Source organism: Catellatospora methionotrophica (assembly GCF_011297335.1).
Lineage (GTDB): Bacteria > Actinomycetota > Actinomycetes > Mycobacteriales > Micromonosporaceae > Catellatospora > Catellatospora methionotrophica.
The window spans coordinates 194,068-211,736 of record NZ_JAAOTJ010000013.1 but is presented as its reverse complement, the minus strand read 5'-3'; the positions used below and the strand labels follow the sequence as shown (position 1 = coordinate 211,736).

Annotated in this window: 13 protein-coding genes and 3 pseudogenes; 6 read left to right on the top strand and 10 right to left on the bottom strand. The window is 71.8% G+C overall.

Annotated features, from left to right (window positions below; genetic code table 11):
• Window positions 1-123: 123 nt before the first annotated feature.
• Both HAV40_RS26100 and HAV40_RS26095 read right to left on the bottom strand, forming a co-directional pair.
• Window positions 124-888, bottom strand: a complete 765-nt coding sequence (locus HAV40_RS26100) for a sulfite exporter TauE/SafE family protein (RefSeq protein WP_205694006.1) — start codon at window positions 886-888, stop codon at window positions 124-126.
• 155 nt (window positions 889-1,043) lie between these two features.
• Complete coding sequence (locus HAV40_RS26095) at window positions 1,044-2,486, bottom strand: sigma-70 family RNA polymerase sigma factor (protein WP_166385692.1); 1,443 nt, start codon at window positions 2,484-2,486, stop codon at window positions 1,044-1,046.
• A gap of 204 nt (window positions 2,487-2,690) precedes the next feature.
• Here HAV40_RS26095 and HAV40_RS26090 point away from each other — a divergent pair, with 204 nt between their 5' ends.
• On the top strand, window positions 2,691-3,206 hold the full coding sequence (locus HAV40_RS26090) for a DinB family protein (protein WP_166385690.1): 516 nt from the start codon (window positions 2,691-2,693) through the stop codon (window positions 3,204-3,206).
• A 1-nt stretch (window position 3,207) separates the two neighbouring features.
• Here the strand turns inward: HAV40_RS26090 and HAV40_RS26085 are convergent, their stop codons facing one another.
• From HAV40_RS26085 to HAV40_RS26070, 4 genes are all read right to left on the bottom strand, one after another.
• On the bottom strand, window positions 3,208-4,251 hold the full coding sequence (locus tag HAV40_RS26085) for a coiled-coil domain-containing protein (RefSeq protein ID WP_239086675.1): 1,044 nt from the start codon (window positions 4,249-4,251) through the stop codon (window positions 3,208-3,210).
• Between the two features lie 170 nt (window positions 4,252-4,421).
• Window positions 4,422-4,916 carry a GNAT family N-acetyltransferase gene (locus HAV40_RS26080; RefSeq protein WP_166385688.1) on the bottom strand — a complete coding sequence of 165 codons (495 nt, stop codon included), beginning with the start codon at window positions 4,914-4,916 and terminating at the stop codon, window positions 4,422-4,424.
• Window positions 4,917-5,022: 106 nt separating this feature from the next.
• Window positions 5,023-5,361 carry an RNA polymerase-binding protein RbpA gene (locus tag HAV40_RS26075; RefSeq protein WP_120319291.1) on the bottom strand — a complete coding sequence of 113 codons (339 nt, stop codon included), beginning with the start codon at window positions 5,359-5,361 and terminating at the stop codon, window positions 5,023-5,025.
• Window positions 5,362-5,535: 174 nt separating this feature from the next.
• Entirely contained in the window at window positions 5,536-6,984 is a 1,449-nt protein-coding gene (locus HAV40_RS26070; protein WP_166385686.1) for a cellulase family glycosylhydrolase, read from the bottom strand.
• A 251-nt stretch (window positions 6,985-7,235) separates the two neighbouring features.
• On the opposite strand from HAV40_RS26070, the gene HAV40_RS26065 reads away from it, so the two are divergent.
• Entirely contained in the window at window positions 7,236-7,775 is a 540-nt protein-coding gene (locus HAV40_RS26065) for a dihydrofolate reductase family protein (protein WP_166385684.1), read from the top strand.
• 152 nt (window positions 7,776-7,927) lie between these two features.
• A complete protein-coding gene (locus HAV40_RS26060; protein WP_166385682.1) occupies window positions 7,928-9,169 on the top strand; it encodes a lipocalin-like domain-containing protein in 1,242 nt (413 codons plus the stop codon).
• A 39-nt stretch (window positions 9,170-9,208) separates the two neighbouring features.
• On the opposite strand, the pseudogene HAV40_RS38640 reads toward HAV40_RS26060, so the two are convergent.
• From HAV40_RS38640 to HAV40_RS38635, 3 pseudogenes are all read right to left on the bottom strand, one after another.
• Window positions 9,209-9,634 (bottom strand): annotated as a pseudogene (locus HAV40_RS38640) (cellulose binding domain-containing protein); the annotation flags it as partial.
• A 69-nt stretch (window positions 9,635-9,703) separates the two neighbouring features.
• Window positions 9,704-11,689 (bottom strand): annotated as a pseudogene (locus HAV40_RS38110) (cellulase family glycosylhydrolase); the annotation flags it as partial.
• A 102-nt stretch (window positions 11,690-11,791) separates the two neighbouring features.
• Window positions 11,792-13,342 (bottom strand): annotated as a pseudogene (locus tag HAV40_RS38635) (glycoside hydrolase family 6 protein); the annotation flags it as partial.
• 478 nt (window positions 13,343-13,820) lie between these two features.
• Here HAV40_RS38635 and HAV40_RS26050 point away from each other — a divergent pair.
• Window positions 13,821-14,462 carry a response regulator gene (locus HAV40_RS26050; RefSeq protein ID WP_166385678.1) on the top strand — a complete coding sequence of 214 codons (642 nt, stop codon included), beginning with the start codon at window positions 13,821-13,823 and terminating at the stop codon, window positions 14,460-14,462.
• 252 nt (window positions 14,463-14,714) lie between these two features.
• On the top strand, window positions 14,715-15,413 hold the full coding sequence (locus HAV40_RS26045; RefSeq protein WP_166385676.1) for a response regulator transcription factor: 699 nt from the start codon (window positions 14,715-14,717) through the stop codon (window positions 15,411-15,413).
• On the opposite strand, the gene HAV40_RS26040 is transcribed toward HAV40_RS26045, so the two are convergent.
• The gene (locus tag HAV40_RS26040) at window positions 15,385-16,971 is read right to left on the bottom strand and encodes a cellulose binding domain-containing protein (RefSeq protein WP_166385674.1); all 1,587 of its coding nucleotides are present in this window, start codon (window positions 16,969-16,971) and stop codon (window positions 15,385-15,387) included. The two genes, HAV40_RS26045 and HAV40_RS26040, sit on opposite strands and share 29 nt — an antisense overlap.
• A gap of 115 nt (window positions 16,972-17,086) precedes the next feature.
• Here HAV40_RS26040 and HAV40_RS26035 point away from each other — a divergent pair, with 115 nt between their 5' ends.
• Window positions 17,087-17,662: a TetR/AcrR family transcriptional regulator gene (locus tag HAV40_RS26035; RefSeq protein WP_166385672.1), complete on the top strand. Its 576-nt coding sequence runs from the start codon at window positions 17,087-17,089 to the stop codon at window positions 17,660-17,662.
• The last annotated feature ends 7 nt before the right edge of the window (window positions 17,663-17,669 follow it).

Below are 17,669 nucleotides of genomic sequence, written 5' to 3'. Positions count from 1 at the left end.
CGGCTACAAGGTCACCATCGAACCGGCAGCCGCCTGACCGCGATACAACGACAAACCCTGTCCCGGCTCCGCTGCGCTACGCCGAGACGCTGCCGCCTGCCCACTCACCCTCAAGTTTTCGGACTAGGTGAGGAGTTGGAGCATGGCGGCTAGGCCGATGATGACGATCAGGGTGCGCAGGGCGGCGGGGGGTAGGCGGCGGCCCCAGCGGCCGCCGATGAGGCCGCCGACGACCGAACCCGCGGCGATGAGCAGCGCGGGCTGCCAGGAGACCATGCCCAGGGCGATGAACAGCACCGCAGCGACGCCGTTGACCAGCGCGGCCAGCAGGTTCTTGATGCCGTTGACCCACTGCAGGTCGGTGGACAGCAGCACGCCGAGCAGCCCCAGCAGCAGCACGCCCTGGGCCGCGCCGAAGTAGCCGCCGTACACGCCCGCACCGAAGACGCCGAGCAGCAGCAGCGGGCCCACATGCCGGTCCCGCTCGGGGCGGCGCGTAGCCAGCGACCTGGCCAGCCTCGGCTGCAGGATCACCAGCACCAGGGCCAGTCCGATCAGCACCGGCACGATCGCCTTGAACGCGCCCGGCGGCAGCCACAGCAGCAGCACCGCGCCCAGCAGCGCGCCCAGCGCGGAGGCGGTGCCCAGGCGCAGCAGCAGCGGGCGCTGCCCGGCGAGCTCCTTGCGGTAGGCGTACGCCCCGGAGAGTGAACCGGGCACCAGGCCGACCGTGTTGGAGACGTTCGCGACGACCGGCGGGTAGCCCAGGGCCAGCAGCACCGGGAAGGTCACCAGCGTGCCGGAGCCCACCACCGCGTTGATGCCGCCCGCGGCCATGCCCGCCAGCAGCACCGCCACGCCCTCGGCGACGGTCAGTGTCGTCTGCATCCTTGCCACGCCTTCCCCGGGCCGGTCGCCGCCGACAGGTCGCCGCCACCCGGTTCATCATGATCCGATGACGAGAGCCTAGGCGGCCGGGCAGCACGGCCCGCCACGATGCGGCGTAGGTCACCGTGGCCGTGTCGCGGCGCGCGAGCAGAGGATCAGCGGAAGCCGAACATCTGGGTCCAGTAGTAGCGGTAGCCGCCGCCGGTGGCCCGGCCGACACCCATGGCCTTGTACGAGCAGTTCAGGATGTTCGCCTTGTGGCCGGGCGAGTTCATCCACTGGTTCATGCTGGCCTTGGCGGTGGCGTTGCCCGCCGCGATGTTCTCCGCCGACGGCTGGGTGTAACCGGCGGCCTTGGCCCGGTCCCACGGGGTGACCCCGTCCGGGGTGGTGTGCGAGAAGTAGTCGCGCTTGACCATGTCGGCGCTGTGCAGGCGGGAGGCCTTGTCCAGCTTCGGCTCGGCGCGCAGCGCGCCGCATCCGGCGCTCTTGCGGGCCTGGTTGACCAGGGCCAGCATCTGGGCCTCCAGCGTCGCCGGGGCGGCCTTGGTGGGGCTGGGCCGCACCGACGCGGTGGGCGACGGCGACGGCGCGGCCGACGGGCTGACCGGGGCGGTCGAGGGCGAGGCCGAGGCCGGCACGGCGCCCGACGGGGAGGCGGAGCCCGAGGCGGCACCCGCCGCGGCGGCGACAGCGGCGGCGCCCGGCCGGTCCGCGCCGGGGCTGTGGTCGATGACGGGGACCAGCGCGTACACGCCGGTCGCGGCCAGCACGGTGGCTGCCGAGCCGAGGGCCAGCTTGCCGGGCAGGCGCAGGCCGCGCCCACCCGCGGCGGCGATCGCGGCGGCCGGGCTCTGCTGCGCCGAGCCGCCCGGCACGGGGCCGTCGGTCAGCGCCAGCAGCGCGGCGAACACCGCGTACGCGCCGTTGCGGGCGGACAGGCGGCTGCACTGGTCGCAGCCGCGTACGTGCCGGTCGACCTGGGAGCGTTCGCGGGAGGTCAGCCGCCTGCGGCCGTGCACGATGGCGTCGAGCCCGGCGCAGCGGCCGTGGCGGCGGGCGATGAGCACGGTGCGCACCGCGCTGCCCAGCGCGGCACGGGACCGGTGCACCAGCACCGCCGCGTGGGCGGTGCCGACGCCGAGGACTTCGCCGATCTCGCGGGTCGACAGGTCCCAGCGCACGTTGAGTTCCAGGACCGCACGCTGGCGCGGTTCGAGTCCGTGGGCGGCGGCCCAGACCAGTTCGTACGCCTCCCGCTGCTCGGCGGCCTGCTCCGGGTGGCGGCCGGGGGCGTCGTCGACCAGCAGCGCCGGATCGGGCAGCGGCGCGGGAGCCACCCGGGCCGCGACCGACATGGCCCGGCGGTACGCGATGGAGAACAGCCAGGTCCGGATCACGTCGGGATCGCGCAGCTTGGCCAGGTCGCGCCAGGCCACCAGGAACGTCTCCTGGACCACGTCCTCGGCGGTGTGCCGGTCGCCTACCTGCCGGAACACGAAGCCGAGCAGGCCCGGCCGGTACAGGCGGTAGAGCCGGTCGAACGCCTCACGGTCGCCTGCCGCGGCGGCCCTGGCGAGGGACGTGTCTGACCGCATGACTGCCTCCCGAGGTAGCGGTGTGTCGCTGATAAGTCCCGCCACCCGTCGCGCCATTACACCCAACGCGAGAAATTCTGTCCACGCGAGCGGCCCGTCCGTTCGCGTGACGAGGATCAGATCGCCGTGGTGACGTTGCGTCGGCGGATCGTTCCGGGCGGCGGCGGGGCCGCCGGTGTCGGTGTCCCGCCATACCCTGTCGCGATGACGATCGATGAGGTGGCGGTGGTGTCGCGAGTCCGGCCGCCGGAAGACGGCACGGAGCGCGAGACCCTGGCCGGGTTGCTGGACTTCCTGCGCGCGACCGTGGTGAACAAGGTCGCCGGGCTGACCGACGAGCAGGCGTTCAGCCGACCGGTGCAGCCGTCCGCGCTGACCCCGGCGGGGCTGGTGCGCCACCTGACGGGGGTGGAGCGGTTCTGGTTCAGCATCGACTTCGCCGGGCTGGACGTGCCCTGGCCCTGGACCGAGCAGGAGCCCGACGGGGCGTTCCCGGTCCGGCACGGAGAGACGCTCGCCGGGATCGTGGCGGGCTACCTCGCCGAGTGCGAGCGGTCCCGGCAGGCGGTACGCGACGCCGGGCTCGACGAGCGGGCGAAGGCCGAGGGCAACACCTTCAGCCTGCGGTACGCGTACGCGCACATGATCGAGGAGACCGCACGCCACTGCGGCCACCTCGACCTGCTGCGCGAAAGCCTCGACGGGCAGACCGGCGCGTGAGCTAGTAGACCGACAGGTGCACGTGGTCGGTGTGGTCGGCCGACGGCGAGTCCCCGCACTTCGCCCCGGTCGGGGAGTACCGGTGCCAGCCGCCGCCGGTGGCGGTCCACACCTGGCAGAACCAGATGACGTACATGACTCCCAGCGCCCTGGCGTTCTTGACGAAGTATGCGGCGAGCTTGTTGCCGTAGGTGCGGTCGCCGCCCGCGGCCGTGCCGCCGAAGCCGCCCGCCGCGGCCGAGAAGTCGCAGGCCCGGCCCTTGGGGTGCTCGTACATGTCGCCGGGTCGCCAGCACGAGGTGTAGCGCTTGAACCCGTCCTCGCGTGCCTGCTCGTAGGCGTGCAGGGTGCGCGGGGTGATGCACGCGCTCGACGACGGCCGGGTGGGGTCGTTGATGCTGCAGATCTCCTTGGGCCAGGTGCCGTCCGCGTTGCGTTTGGCAGGAATGGCCAGCGGCGAGTCCGGGTCGACCCAGCCGAGGGTGGCCCCGCCGCCCAGCGCGCTGAGCGCCTTGTCGGCGGCCTTGCGCAGCTTCGCCATCTCGCCCAGGTGCTTGGCCTGCTCCTTGACGGAGGCGTCCACAGCCGCCTTGGCGGCGGAGATCTCGGCCTTGACCTGGACCAGTTCGCTGATGCGGGCCTCGTCGCGGGCGGTCATCTTCTCCAGCGCGGCGGAGCGGGTCAGGAACTCGTCGGGCGAGTTCGCGTTCAGCATGACGCCGACGACGCCCAGACGCCCCGACTTGTACGCCTCGGCGGCGTACTTGGCCACGCTGGTCCGCACGCGGGTGTACCGGTTCTCCGCCGCGAGCAGCGTCTGGTTCATGGTGCTCTGCTCTTTTTTGGCCTTCGCCAGCGCCGCCTCGGCCTCCAGATACTGCCCGGCGGCGCTCTCCAGCGCCTGGCGCGCCTGGCCGACCTTGGTCGACGGGATCTCGTTGGGCTCGGCGTAGGCGGACGTCCCGAAGCCGGTGATCAGCAGCACGGCGGCCACGAGCAGGGCGAACAGGGACGCGGGGCGGGGGCTGCGCACCGGGGTGGGCACGTACTGGATCCTTCCGTCGTCCGCCGCGCAGGAGCCGGGGCGCGCAGCGGCGGCCGCCAGGGGTGAGGGGGACTCTGCACGGGCGCGGCCGCCTGGCAGATTACCGCGATGCGGCGGCGCGGGAAAGTCTTCGAGGTCGCGGTACGTGACCGCGCAGCGCTATCGGACCCTCACTCTGCCGGATTCACCAGGTCACGGACGTACCGCTCGCCCGGCCGATCACCGAGCGTGATCGGGCCGTCGACGGTGAACCCGTTGCGCCGGAGCACCGCGGCCGAGGCGGGGTTGTCGAGGGTGGTCACGGCGGTGAGCCCGGTCAGCCCGTACGCGTTCGCGGCCAGCGCGCAGACCTGCGCCACCATCGCCGTGGCCAGTCCCCGGCCGGCGGCGCTCGCGGCGATCCGGTAGCCGAGCTCCGCGCTGCCGTCGGCGACGTCGACGAGGTTGACCCGGCCCGCGATCTCACCGGCCGGGTCGACGACCACGTGGAAGTGGTGCAGCCCGGCCGCCTGCTCGGCGAGGATCGCGGTGTGCCGCTGCGCGAAGTGCGTGAAGTAGTCCTCGCCCCGGTCGGGGATGGTCCGGGCGAACCAGGCCCGGTTGGCCGTCTCGAAGGCCAGCAGCGCCGGGGCGTGTTCGGCGGTCAGCCGCCGCAGCGTGTACATGCGGGTGGACGCTACCCGAGCGGCACCGCCGGTCGCGTCGTGCGGCGGACACGCGAAAGCCGGCGCGGTCCCGCAGGACCTGCGCCGGCGTCGGCGGTATCCGGGATCAGCGGCCGCGCTTGGTGCGCACCTCGGCCAGGCGCTCGTTCAGGATCTCCTCGAGCTCCTCGATGGAGCGGCGCTCCAGCAGCATGTCCCAGTGCGTACGCGGGGGCTTGACCTTCTTCTGCTCCGGCTCGGTGCCGTCGACCAGCCGCGCCACCGCGCCGTCGAACTTGCACTCCCACGTCGAGGGCACCTCGGCGTCCACGGCGAACGGCACCTCGAAGCGGTGTCCGTTGACGCAGGAGAACTCACGGGTCTGCCGGGGCGCGAACTCGGTGTTGCGGTCAGACTCGTAGCTGACGGCGCCCAGTCGGCTTCCCCGCAGCACGCGCTCGCCCATACCAGCTCCTCACGGTTGAATTGGCCTCTGGTGACGCAACGACGCGCACACCCGTCGTGTTTCCCAGCGGCAGACGACAGTACGCGTCCGGCGCCAGCCTCGACAACCCGACACGACACGGCGCGGCCCCCTTCGCCGGGCACGAAGGGGGCCGCGCCGCTGTTCAGGGGCGGGTCAGCTGGTCGGGAAGTTGTCGGCGGTCCGGATCCGGCTGCGCATGAAGTTGCCGGACTCGGTCAGCACCGAGGTGCCCGCGTACTGGCTGCCGTTGCAGGTGCCCGGCTTGAACGCGGCACTGCCCTCGCTCGCGTCGGAGTAGGTCCAGTTCGCGTAGCCGATCTTCAGCCGGTCCAGCATGTCCAGCCAGGCGGTGCTGCTGGACTGGTCGACCGCGCCGCCGCCGGTGTAGGTGACCGTGCCGAACTCGGTGACGAAGATCGGCAGCGCGGCGGCGGCCCGCTCGACCTCGGCGCGGTAGTTGTCCTTGTGCGACGCGGCGTAGAAGTGGAACGCGTACATGATGTTGGTGGCGTTGACCTTGTTGTTGATGATCTCGGTGGAGTTGCCGCCCTCCGAGACGCCCAGCGACGACCAGCCGCGGGTGCCGACGATGACCACGGCGTCCGGGTCGTTGGCGCGGATCACCGGGATGACCTGCTCGGCGTAGTTCTTGATGGTCGACCAGCTCACGCCGTTCGGCTCGTTGGTGATCTCGTAGATCACGTTGTTCTTGGCCGCGTGGCGGGCCGACACGGCCGCGAAGAAGGTCTTCGCCCGCTCCAGGTTGTACATCGGGTCACCCGGCGTCAGCGTGTGGAAGTCGATCATCGCGTACAGGCCCCGCTCGGTGGCCTCCTCGACGAGGTTGTTCACCTGGTTGGTGAACCCGGCCGGGTTGGTCTCGTAGCCCTGCTCCTGCACGTACATCGACACCCGCAGCAGGTCGGCCTGCCAGTCGCCGGCCAGCGCGTTGAGCGAGTTGTCGTTGTAGCAGTTCGCGAACCACTGCAGGCCGTGCGTGCTCATGCCGCGCAGCTGGATCGGGCGGTTGAACCGGTTGCACAGGTTCACCCCGCAGACGCGCAGCTGGCCGTTGATCGCGACGGGCGTCTGCCCGACCGGCTGCGACGGGCTCGGCGAGGCGGACGGCCGGGGCGACGCCGAGCTGCTCGGCGCGGGCGAGCTGGGGGTCGTCGAACCGGTGCACACCGTGCCGTTGAGCGTGAACGACGTCGGCACCGGGTTGGCGCTGGTCCAGCTGCCGTTGAAGCCGATGCCGGTGGAGGCGTTGGTGGCCAGCGAGCCGTTGTAGCTCATGCTCGCCGCGGTGACGTTCGCGCCGCTCTGGGCGTACGTGGCCGACCAGCCCTGGGTGACCTGCTGGCCGGAGTTCGGGAAGGTGAAGCCGAGCGTCCAGCCGTTGAGCTGGTCGCCGAGGTTCTTGACGGTGACGTTGGCGGTGAAGCCGCCCTGCCACTGGTTGGCGATGGTGTAGGTGACGGAGCAGCCGCTGGCGGCCATCGCGTTGACCACGGGCAGCGCGACGGTGACGCCCATGGCGAGCGCGCCGACCGCGCCGGCCGCGATCAGGGCGCGCCGGGACGCGCGCGGGAGGAGTCTCATGACGAGCCTTTCGTCGGGATCGGGCATGGGCGCGCGCAGACGCGACCCTCGTCGGGCAACAAGGGGGCAGCAAACGCCCTGGCCAGCGACCGGGAGCGCTCCCATCGACCAGAGCTTAAGGCTCCGGTAATCCCTTCGCAACATATGCATCCATCGAAGCCTCATATCGCCGCAGAGCCACTGAAACTTTCAGAAATACGTCTCGTCGTGATCGGATGTAGCGCATACGCCGCACCACGGGAGGAACACGCATGGGCAAGGTGCTGTGGCACATCACGATGTCGCTGGACGGCTTCGTCACCGGACCGGGCGGCGACATGTCGTGGATGGCGGGATACGAGGGCCCGAACCCTGCCGTCGACGAGGTGATGTCGCGCATCGGCGCGGTCCTGATCGGCCACCGGACCTACTTCGGCCCCGACGGGCAGGGGCCGAGCGACGAGGGCCGGGTCTACGGCGGAGCCTGGACCGGCCCGCAGCTGGTCTACACCCGCGACGCCCCCGACGACCCCGACCCGGACTACATCTTCGTCGACGACCTGGCCGAGGCCGTGGCCACCGCGAAGGCCGCCGCGGGCGACGGGTACGCGGTGCTGATCGGCGCGGCCATCGCCCGTGACTGCCTGGACGCCGGACTGCTGGACGAGGTCCTCATCCACGTGGTCCCCACGCTGCTCGGCGACGGCACCCGACTGTTCGACCGCCCCGGCGGCGACGGCACCCGCCTGGAGCAGCTCAGCGTCACCCACACCCCCGCCTGCACCAACATCTGGCTCCGCGTCCCCCGCTGACCCCGCCCCCTTGATCACCTGACCTCGGCTCACGGCCAGGTTGGCGATCTCGCCTACACGCAGGTCGAACGCGAGCTACATTACGCAAACCAGGGCAATAGGGTGATCCACCTGAAAGGCCGGCGCTGCGGCGTGATGGGACGGCGAGCACGATGAGTGAGGTTCCCGGAAGGTTCTCCCGCCGCACGGCGCTGCGGGCACTGGCAGCAGGATCGTTCGTCGCGCTCCCCGGGCTGTCCGCGTGCAGCCGGTCCGCGCCGACCGGCCCGCCCGCCCAGGGCCCCACGCTCAACCGCTACGGCACCACCCCGAACGACTACGCGCTGCTCAACCTCAAGCCTGACACGTTCTACGCCTGGGAGGACGGCTTCCGCACGGCCGCCACCAACGAGGACCCCAGGACGTACGAGTGGTGGCACACCGAGCTGACCGGCGACGACGGCATCGTGGTCTCGTTCACGCTGAAGACCCGCCCCGGCGACGGGCTGGGCACCGAATCCGACCGGCGACCGGCGGTGAACCTGCTGATCACCACCCCGTGGGGCAACGAGTTCAGCGTGTTCCAGACCTACGACTGGCGCGAGTTCGCCAGCGCCCCGGACCACTGCAACGTCAAGGTGGGGCCGTTCACGCTCACCGGCGACCTGAAGAGCTACCAGCTACGGGGCAAGGCCAACGACATCACCCTGAACCTGAACCTGACCAGCACCGCCGCGCCGTTCCGGCCGGGAACGGGCTACGTCTACCTGGGCGGGCCGGAGCAGTACCAGGCCTGGTTCGCCGCGGTCCCGTCGGGCAAGGCCGAGGGCCACATCGTGTTCTACAACGAGAAGCGCGACTTCATCGGCACCGGCTACCACGACCACACGTGGGGAAACCTGCCACTGCCGCAGTTCGTCGACCGGTGGCGCACCGGCATGGGCGTCGCCGACCGCTACTCGGTGATCGCCCGCGACATCCACCTGCGCGGCAAGTACGACTCGACGGACCTGACGGTGCTGCTCATCGACGACATCGAGGCGGGCAAGCGGCTGGTCGCGGCGTACAACGACGACACGCTCAACGCCACCGAGATGCAGACCGGTGAGGGCGACGACGACTTCGCCGAGGTGCAGTGGAACTACACCGGCGACAACTCCGCGATCGTGACCATGTCGGCGACCGAGCGCCTGGTGCCCGGACGGCCGTACGTCAACGGGACCGGCTCGGTGCTGCCCGCCTCCCGCACCAGCGAGGCCCCGCGCAAGCGCTGGTACACCCGCAACGAGGCCGAGATCGCGCTGAGCCTGGGCACGATGGGCCCCGGCTACCGGGTAACCGGCAAGGGCACCCTCGACAACGCCCAGTTCGAGCTGCTGTCGGGGCAGCCCACCCCGAAGCCGAAGCCGTCCTGAGCGGCCGGCGCGCGGGGCGACGCGCGCCGGCCGCCGCTTTCAGGAGGGGATCACGCCCCACGCGAGCGACGAGCCCACGTGCGCGGTGATCTTCGGGGCGTCGGCGAAGGAGCTGCCGGTGCCGTAGCTGTAGTCGTTGTTCTCGTTGAACGCCGACCAGTCGTTCTTGTTCATCCGGACCTGGATGTCACCGGTGCCGCCACCGGCGGCGAGGCTGCCGCCGGTGAAGGCGATCTCCAGGTACGCGTCCGCGCCGTTCTTCGGCGAGGCCATGCTGACCACGGTCGCGGTCAGGTTGCCGCAGCCGACCACGGCCCAGTCGCAGTACACGCTGATCGGGGCCGAGCCGTCGCGGGTGAAGTAGTAGCGCACCTTCACCGTGTTCAGCGCGACCGCCGACGTGCCGGTGTTGAGCACCTGCACGACCGGGCGGATCTCCCCGTCGGAGGCGTTGCCGCCGCCGTTGCGGTACTGCACCTTGAGCCCGCCGGCCGGCGTGGACGGCTGCGTCGTCGCGCTCACGCTCGACGAGGCCGCCGACACGTTGCCCGCCGCGTCACGCGCCCGCACCGAGTAGCTGTACGCCGTCGCGGGCGTCAGGCCCGCGTCGGTGTACGCCGTCGCGGTGACCGGGTTCGCGTTGACCTTCGTCGACCCCCGGTACACGTCGTAGCCGGTGACGCCGACGTCGTCGGTCGACGCCGTCCACGACAGGGACACGCTGGTCTGCGTGGTGCCGGTGACGGTCAGCCCGCCCGGGACGGACGGGGCCTGGGTGTCGCCGCCACCGCCGGTGGTGGTGCCGGTCGCCGAGGCGGACGCCGCCGAGACGTTGCCCGCCGCGTCCCGTGCCCGGACCGTGTAGGTGTACGCGGTCGAGGCGGTCAGGCCCGCGTCGGTGTAGGTCGTGCCCACCACCGGGTTGGCGTTGACCTTGGCAGTGCCCCGGTAGACGTCGTAGCCGGTGACCGCGACGTTGTCCGTGGACGCGGTCCACGACAGCGACACGGTCGACGACGTGGTCCCGGTGACGGTCAGGCCGCCTGGGACCGACGGGGCCTGGGTGTCGGTGGTGCCGCCGTACAGGTCGGTCAGGCTGATGCCCGTCGTGCTGCCCGTACCGCCGAGCTTGACCTGGTGGTCGAGGCTGACGAACTTGCCGCCCGAGGACCACAGCGCCGGCTTGAGCATGGCGTACTTCGCCTCGTCCCAGGTGGCCCAGTCGTCGAGCAGCAGGCCGCCGGTGTCACCGGAGTTGGGGTTCAGGCACCAGAACGTCTGGTGCAGCCGGTGCTCGACGATGGTGTCGCGCAGCGCCAGCATCCACTTGTCCTGCCGGGCGTCCATGCCCAGCCGGCCGCCCCACTCGCCGATGAGCAGCGGAGCCTTGTTCTGCTTGTGGATGTAGAGCCAGTTCGGGTCCCACACGTCGGTGGTCAGCGAGGCCTTGTCGAACGGCTTGTCGAACCACGGCTGGTTGTAGACCAGCGGGCCGTAGTCGTGCGGCGAGTACACCAGCTGGTCCTGGTTGACACCCAGGTTCACCGGGTAGTTCGCGACGCCGCGCAGGTTGCCGCCCCACCAGTTGAAGTGGTAGTCGCCCTCGACGGTCGAGGACCAGTTGGTGCCGTTCTTCGGGAAGATCTCGATGCCCTCGCAGAGGATGAGCACGTTCGGGTTCTTCGCGAGGATCCGGTTGCCGGCGACCTGGCAGGCGTTCTTGAAGTTGTCCTGGTCGGTCGAGTTGTCCCACTTGGCGCGCGGGCTCTCGTTGTGCTTGCCGTGCGGCTCGTTCTTGACGTCCATGGCGACGACCGTGTCGTTGTTCTTGTACCGGTCGGCGACCCACTCCCACGCCTGGTAGAACTGCTCGCTGGTGACCGAGCCCTTCCACCACACCGGGTAGATGTGCCCGGAGTTGTCGGCCTCGGCGCTGTGCACGTCGATCATGACCTTGATGCCGTACTGCTCGCACAGCCCCAGCCAGTAGTCCCACACCTGCAGCGTGGTCTTGCCGACCAGCTCGGGGTTGGCGAACGTGTTGACGCCGCTGGGCACCGCGGCCTGGCCGTTCTTCCACTCCAGCAGCAGCTGGGTGGAGATCGGCACGCGCACGATGTTGATGCCGCGCTGCGACATCGACCGGGTGATCGAGGTGATGTTGCCCGACCACAGGCCGTGGAACACCTTCTCGGTGGCGTTGAAGCCGAACCAGTTCACACCGGTCAGCCAGACCTCGTTGCCGCTCTCGTCGACGATCTTGTTGCCGACGGTGTGCAGCCAGTCCTTGCCGGTGCCGCCGCCGGTGCCCGAGGTCGTCGCACTGAACGCCGCCGAGGCCGCCGAGACGTTGCCCGCCGCGTCGCGCGCCCGGACCGTGTAGCTGTACGCCGTGGAGGCGGTCAGACCCGTGTCGGTGTAGCTGGTGCCGACCACCGGGTTCGCGTTGGCCTTGGTGGTGCCCCGGTACACGTCGTAGCCGGTCACGCCGACGTTGTCGGTCGAGGCGTCCCAGGCCAGCGTGATGCTGGAGGTGGTGACCGCACCCGCGCGCAGGTTCGCCGGGACGGTCGGCGCGCTGGTGTCACCGCCGCCCGCGGTCGTGGTGCCGGTGACGGACGCCGAAGCCGCCGAGGTGTTGCCCGCCGCGTCCCGCGCCCGCACCGTGTAGCTGTACGCCGTGGAAGCGGTCAGGCCCGTGTCGCTGTAGGTCGTGCCCGTGGCCGTGCCGACCTTCGTGGTGCCCCGGTACACGTCGTAGCCGGTCACGCCGATGTTGTCGGTCGACGCGGTCCAGGCCAGCGCCACGCTCGAGGCGGTCGTGCCGGTGACGGTCAGCCCGCCCGGCACGCTGGGCGCCTGGGTGTCGTTGACCGGTGCGGTCGGCACCGCCGGGTTGGCGTTGGCGACCAGCATCGCGAACTGGTCGTGGAACCAGTGCCCGGCCAGCGGCGCGTTCGGCAGCGCCCCGGTCTTGTTGCCGCCCCCGGCGGGGGCGTTGAAGTCCGGGTTGCACATCGGGTCCGCGAGCTTGCCCTCGTCGTTCGGGATCGTCGAGCTGGAGCCGTCGGACTCGCCCGGCGGCTTGACCCAGATGTAGGCGTCCAGGTGCGAGGCCGCGAACCCGCCCGGCGCCGACTGCGGCGGAGCGCCCAGCCCCGCTCCGGACGTGTTGCACCACAGGCCCCGGTGCACCCGTCGGTCCACCTTGGACTCGGTGACGTACGTGTTCAGGTTCGTGCTGGTGGAGACGGCGGTCGGCCGTCCCGCACCGCCCCAGCCGTTGCGGGACGTGTCGACGACCATGCCGATGCCCGCTGGCCAGCCCGCCCCGGTGAACGCCGTGTACAGCGCCGCGGTGAAGTCCGACTCGTCGAACTGCGGGTTCCACTCGTAGTACGTGCCGCTCTTGATCGGCTGGCCGCCCACGTTCAGGCTCGGGTCGGTCAGGAACGGCTCGGCGGTCGGCGTGTAGTTCGACACGTTGGTGACGAAACCGTCGACGCTGGCGAGCCCGGCCGTGGTGCCCTGCACCGTCTGGGTGTAGAGCTGCACCACCCCGGTCAGGTTGTTGTCCCAGCCCAGCCAGCCCGAGTGCGCGATGTCCATGTACGTGTACACGTTCGAGATCGCGTGCAGCTTGTTCAGCGCGTACTGCACCGCCTGCACCTGGAGGCCGGACGTCTTCGCCGCCTGGCACTCCGGGTCACTGGCCACGTTGGTGACCAGGTTCGGCAGGCCGTCGGGCTCGATCACCGCGATGATGCGCACGTTGGCGTACGCCGGCTTGGCGAACTCGGCCGCGATCGCGTCGATGTACTCGGTCTTGTACCGGGCCAGGCCCGCCGCGGTCAGCGGCAGTTCGCCGTTGGAGGCCAGCGCCGCGCAGTCGCGGCCGGGCAGGTCGTAGACGACGAAGGTGGCCGTGATCGGGCCGGTCCCCTTCTGCGCCACGGCCAGGTTCAGGTGGTCGGCCAGGCTCTTGCGCCCGGCGTTGGCGGCCCCGCCGTGGATGGCGGCGATCCGGTCCAGCCAGACCGCGGTCGGGTACGACTTGACCGTCTGCATCTTGGCCTTGAGCGTCGCGTCCGGCGTCTGCGCGATGGACCCGTCGATCAGGGTCGCGTAGTCGGGGTTGACGTAGGTGGTGGCCCCCGCGAACGGGTTGTCCATGTGGGCTTCGGCGGCCTCAGCCGCGCTCGCCACCGCGGTGACCAGGGCCGCCGCGGTCGCCACGGCCAGGGCGGCCGCGCCGAGACGCCAACCTCCCGGCCTTCTTCTGGTGCCTCTCATCATCGAGCCTTCCGAGTGGAGCGGATGATATTGGGAGCGCTCCCAATCTGCCCACGAGGCTGCCTCCTCGTTTCACCGCCTCAACGGCGCAGGCACTGGTGCGAGTACGGTCCGCTGGACCGGCTCCACGGGCATGACCACCAGGCCATACGCCGGAAGGAGCGCTCCCGTGGCGGTGAGCCTAGGAGCGGAATTCACCGGCGGGCAACGCACCGGCAATCGTTGGCATCAATGTCCCCGGAAAGCCGGGACAGTCGCGAAAGGATGTCCCGGACGCGCGGGGACGTACGTCGCCGCCGGTGACAGCCCGTTCACGCAATCTCTGGCCCACGGGCGGATACGCCGTTACCTTGAGCCCATGGACGAGCCCACCACCGTGCTGGTCGCCGACGACAACAGCGTCGTGCGCTCGGTGCTGCGGGAGATGCTGCACGGGCAGGGGCCGCTGTCGGTCGTCGGCGAGGCGGGCGACGGCGAGCGCGCCCTGGAGCTGGCCAGCACCCTGCGCCCCGACGTCACCCTGCTCGACCACCGCATGCCCCGGCGCGACGGGCTGTCGGTGATCGCCTCGATCAGCGCGCACAGCCGGGTTCTCATGCTCACCCGCACCGTCGACGAGGACGTGGTGCTCGCCGCGATCCGCGCGGGCGCGGCCGGTTACCTCGTACACGGCCAGTTCGGACCGGCCGAGCTGCGCCAGGCCATCCAGGCCGTCGCCGGTGGCGAGGCGCACCTGTCCCCCACCGCCGCCCGGGTGCTGGTCAGCAGCGTCCGCCGGGCGCCCGAGCCGCGCACCGCCGACCGGCACGGCCTGTCGCGCCGTGAGCGCGAGGTGATGGAGCTGATCGCAGGCGGCCTGTCCAACGGGGCCATCGCCAACCGCCTGGTCGTCGCCGTGAAGACGGTCGAGAACCACGTGAACCGCGTCTTCGCCAAGCTCGGCGCGCGCACCCGCGACGAGGCCACCGCCATCTGGCGCGGCCCCCGCCGCCGCGCCTGACCCGGCGGTTCACCCCCCAATTCCGGCCCGCCGACACCCAGCGGCTCTGGGTGCCGCCAGCGCCGCCACCTGCACCGCCGCAGCAGTAACGCGCCGAGTCGCACCCGTCTCGCACATCCGCGCACCGTCGCCGGTCCGCGCGCGGCGTGGTCTGCTCTCGATGCCCCGCGCCCGACGCGGTCACCCCGGACGGGTGGGCGCCCGCGACTCCGCCGGGCCGGTGAAGTGGTGCCGACAGGACGAGGTGACGGGATGACCGGGTGGGAGGGGCGCGTGGTGCGTCCGGCCGCCGTCGCGCAGCCGGGCGCACCACGCATGCTGGTGGTCGCGTCGCGGCCGGACGAGATCGCCGCGCTGGTCGGGTCCGCGGCGGCGGTGACCGCCCAGCTCACGCCCGCCGACCTGCTGCCGGGACGCCCGCTGGCCGTGCCCGACCTGGTGCTGCTGCACAGCGCCCAGCCGCTGCGGGACCTGGGCGCGCTGGGCCGCCTGCTCGCGCACGTGCCCTGCCTGCTGATCGCGCGCTCCGCCGCGGCGGACACGGTCGCCTGCCTGCGCGCCGGGGCGACCAGCGTGCTGGTCGAGGGGCAGTTCACCCGGTGGGAGCTGCTCGACGCGGTGCACGCCACGACGCACGGCCAGAGCCGCCTGTCCCCCGCCGCCGTCGCCGACGTGGTCGCCCACCTGCGGCGCGGAGACTCCGCACCGCCCCCGGCCCGGCCGGACCTGTCCCGCCGCGACCGCGAGATCATGGAGCTGCTGGTCGCCGGGGAGTCCAACGGCCAGATCGCCGTGCGGCTCGCGCTGGCCGAGAAGACGGTGCGCAACCGGGTCAGCCGCATCTACGGCAAACTCGGCGCGCGCAACCGCGCCCAGGCGGTCGTGTCCTGGCTGGAGGGACGGCCGTCGCCGTACGCGCCGGTCAGCCGCAGCGGCGGCCGTTCAGGGTGAACACCGACGGCGCGGGGTTGGCGACGCCCCAGGTGCCCTGGATGCCGAACGTGACGGCCTCGCCCGGCGCGAGCCGCGGGTGGTAGCCGCCGTCGTTGGCGGTGACCTCCCGCCCCGACTGGCCCACCGTCGCCGACCAGCCGTTCATCAGCTGCTGGTCGGCCGGGAACGCGAACCTCAGCGTCCAGCCGTCGACGGTCGTGCCCCCGGTGTTGGTGACCGTGATGTCGGCGATGAACCCCGGATCCCACTGGTTGCGGATGCTGTACCGCACCCGGCAGGCGGCGGCGTCCGGCTGCGGCTTCGCGCTCGGCCGCGAACTCTTCGGCGGTACGCCACCGGCGGCTGAGCTCGTCGCCCGAGGTGACCCCGCCACCGGCGAGGCGGACGGTCCCGCCCCGAGCGACGGCGACGGCGACCGGGTCACCATCGCCGACGGCGACGGCACGGCCGGCGGGAGGGCGCTGGGCGGCCGCTGCCCCGGACTCAGCGCGACGCTCACCGCCGCCGCGACGAGCGCACCGGTCACCAGCAGCGCGACCTTGGCGGCACGACCGGCGCCGACGGCCACGACGCCCGGTGGCCTGATCGGCATCCGGGCCGTGATTACCGTGCCCCGGCCCGGCGCGCTGACCACGTCCAGCTCACCACCTCCGGCGGCGGCTCGTTCGGCCATACCCACCAGCCCGTATCGGCCGCCTTCCGGGACGGGGCCCGGGTCCGCCACCGACCACGATCCCGGCCCGCCGGTCACCGCGAACCCGACGCCGTCGTCGGCGACGCGCAGCAGCACGTCGTCGCCCTCGCGGCGCAGCAGCAGCACGCCGACCCGGGCCGCTCCAGCGTGCCGGGCGACGTTGCGCAGCGCCTCGCGCAGGATCCAGCACAGGTCGACGGCGGTCTGCGGGTCGGCCTCGACCGCGCCGACCGTCAGGTCCACCGCGACTCCGGTGTCCGCCGACCACCCCCGCGCGATGTCGCCGACCAGGTCTGGCAGCGGCGCGTCGGCGGGGTGTGCGCGCAGGCCGTCGATGATCGCGCGGGCGTCCCGGGCCGCGTCGAGCGTCCCGTCGCGCAGTACGCGGGCCAGCCGCCCGGCCCGGTCGGGTTCGTCGAGCGTGTCCGGCAGCGCGGCCGCGCCCAGCGCGATCGCGTCGAGGGTCTTGCCGAGCGAGTCGTGCATCTCGCGGGCCACCCGTGCCCGCTCGGCCGCCACCGCCTCGGCCCGCGCTGCCAGCCGGTCGCGGGCCGCCCTGGCCGACGCGATCCGCCACAGCCCCGCCGCCCCGGCCAGGACCAGCGCCGCCACGGGCATACCGAGGACGACCACCGGCTCCGGACGGCCGAACACGGCGAGCACGACGAACCCGGCCAGCACGGCCGCGATCCCGCGCGCGCCCCATACCGCGCCGCACAGCGCCGACAGCCCGACCAGCACGGCCGACACGATCGGCTGCCCCGGCAGCGCCGACTCCACGCCGACCGCCACGGCCAGGGCGGCGACGCCCGCCACCGGCCACCACGCGGGCTGCCCCGCCAGCACGGACCGGCCTGCCATCACGCTCCCCATCCCGCCGACGGTCGGACTGTGGAGTGTAGATGGCCGTCGAACTCCAGCATCGCAGCGGAGTCGGCTAGTAGACACTGTCTACCGGGTCTGGTAGACAGTGTCTATGCCTGATCAGGACACCACCCTGCGGGCCCGTCTGATCGAGGTGGGCGTGGACCTGCTCACCCGGGAAGGGCCCGGATCCCTGACACTGCGCGAGATCGCCCGGCGGGCCGGGGTGTCGCACGGCGCGCCGCGCCGCTACTTCCCCAGTCACCTGTCGCTGCTGTCCGCCATCGCCCAGGTCGGCTACCAGGACCTGGGCGGGCGCATCGCCGGACTGCGCGACGAGCACGACCCGCGTGACGGGCTGCTCCTGCTCGGCCGCGCCTACCTCGACTTCGCCCGCACCCAGCGCGGCATGTTCGAGCTGATGTTCCGCCACGAACTGCTGCGCGGCAACCAGATCGGCCTGCGCGACGCCAGCCGCCAGCTATTCGGCGTACTCGTCGACCTGGTCACCCGCGCCCGCCAGGGCCTGACCCCGCCCGAGCCCGTCGTCGTCGCCGGGGCACTCTGGGCCAACCTGCACGGCATCGCGCAGCTCTGGCTCTGGGGCAGCCTGCAGATGACCGTGCAGACCGACGACGTCGACCCGCTGCTGCGCGCCGCGCTCGACGCCCACCTGGGCCAGGCCTGACCATCGG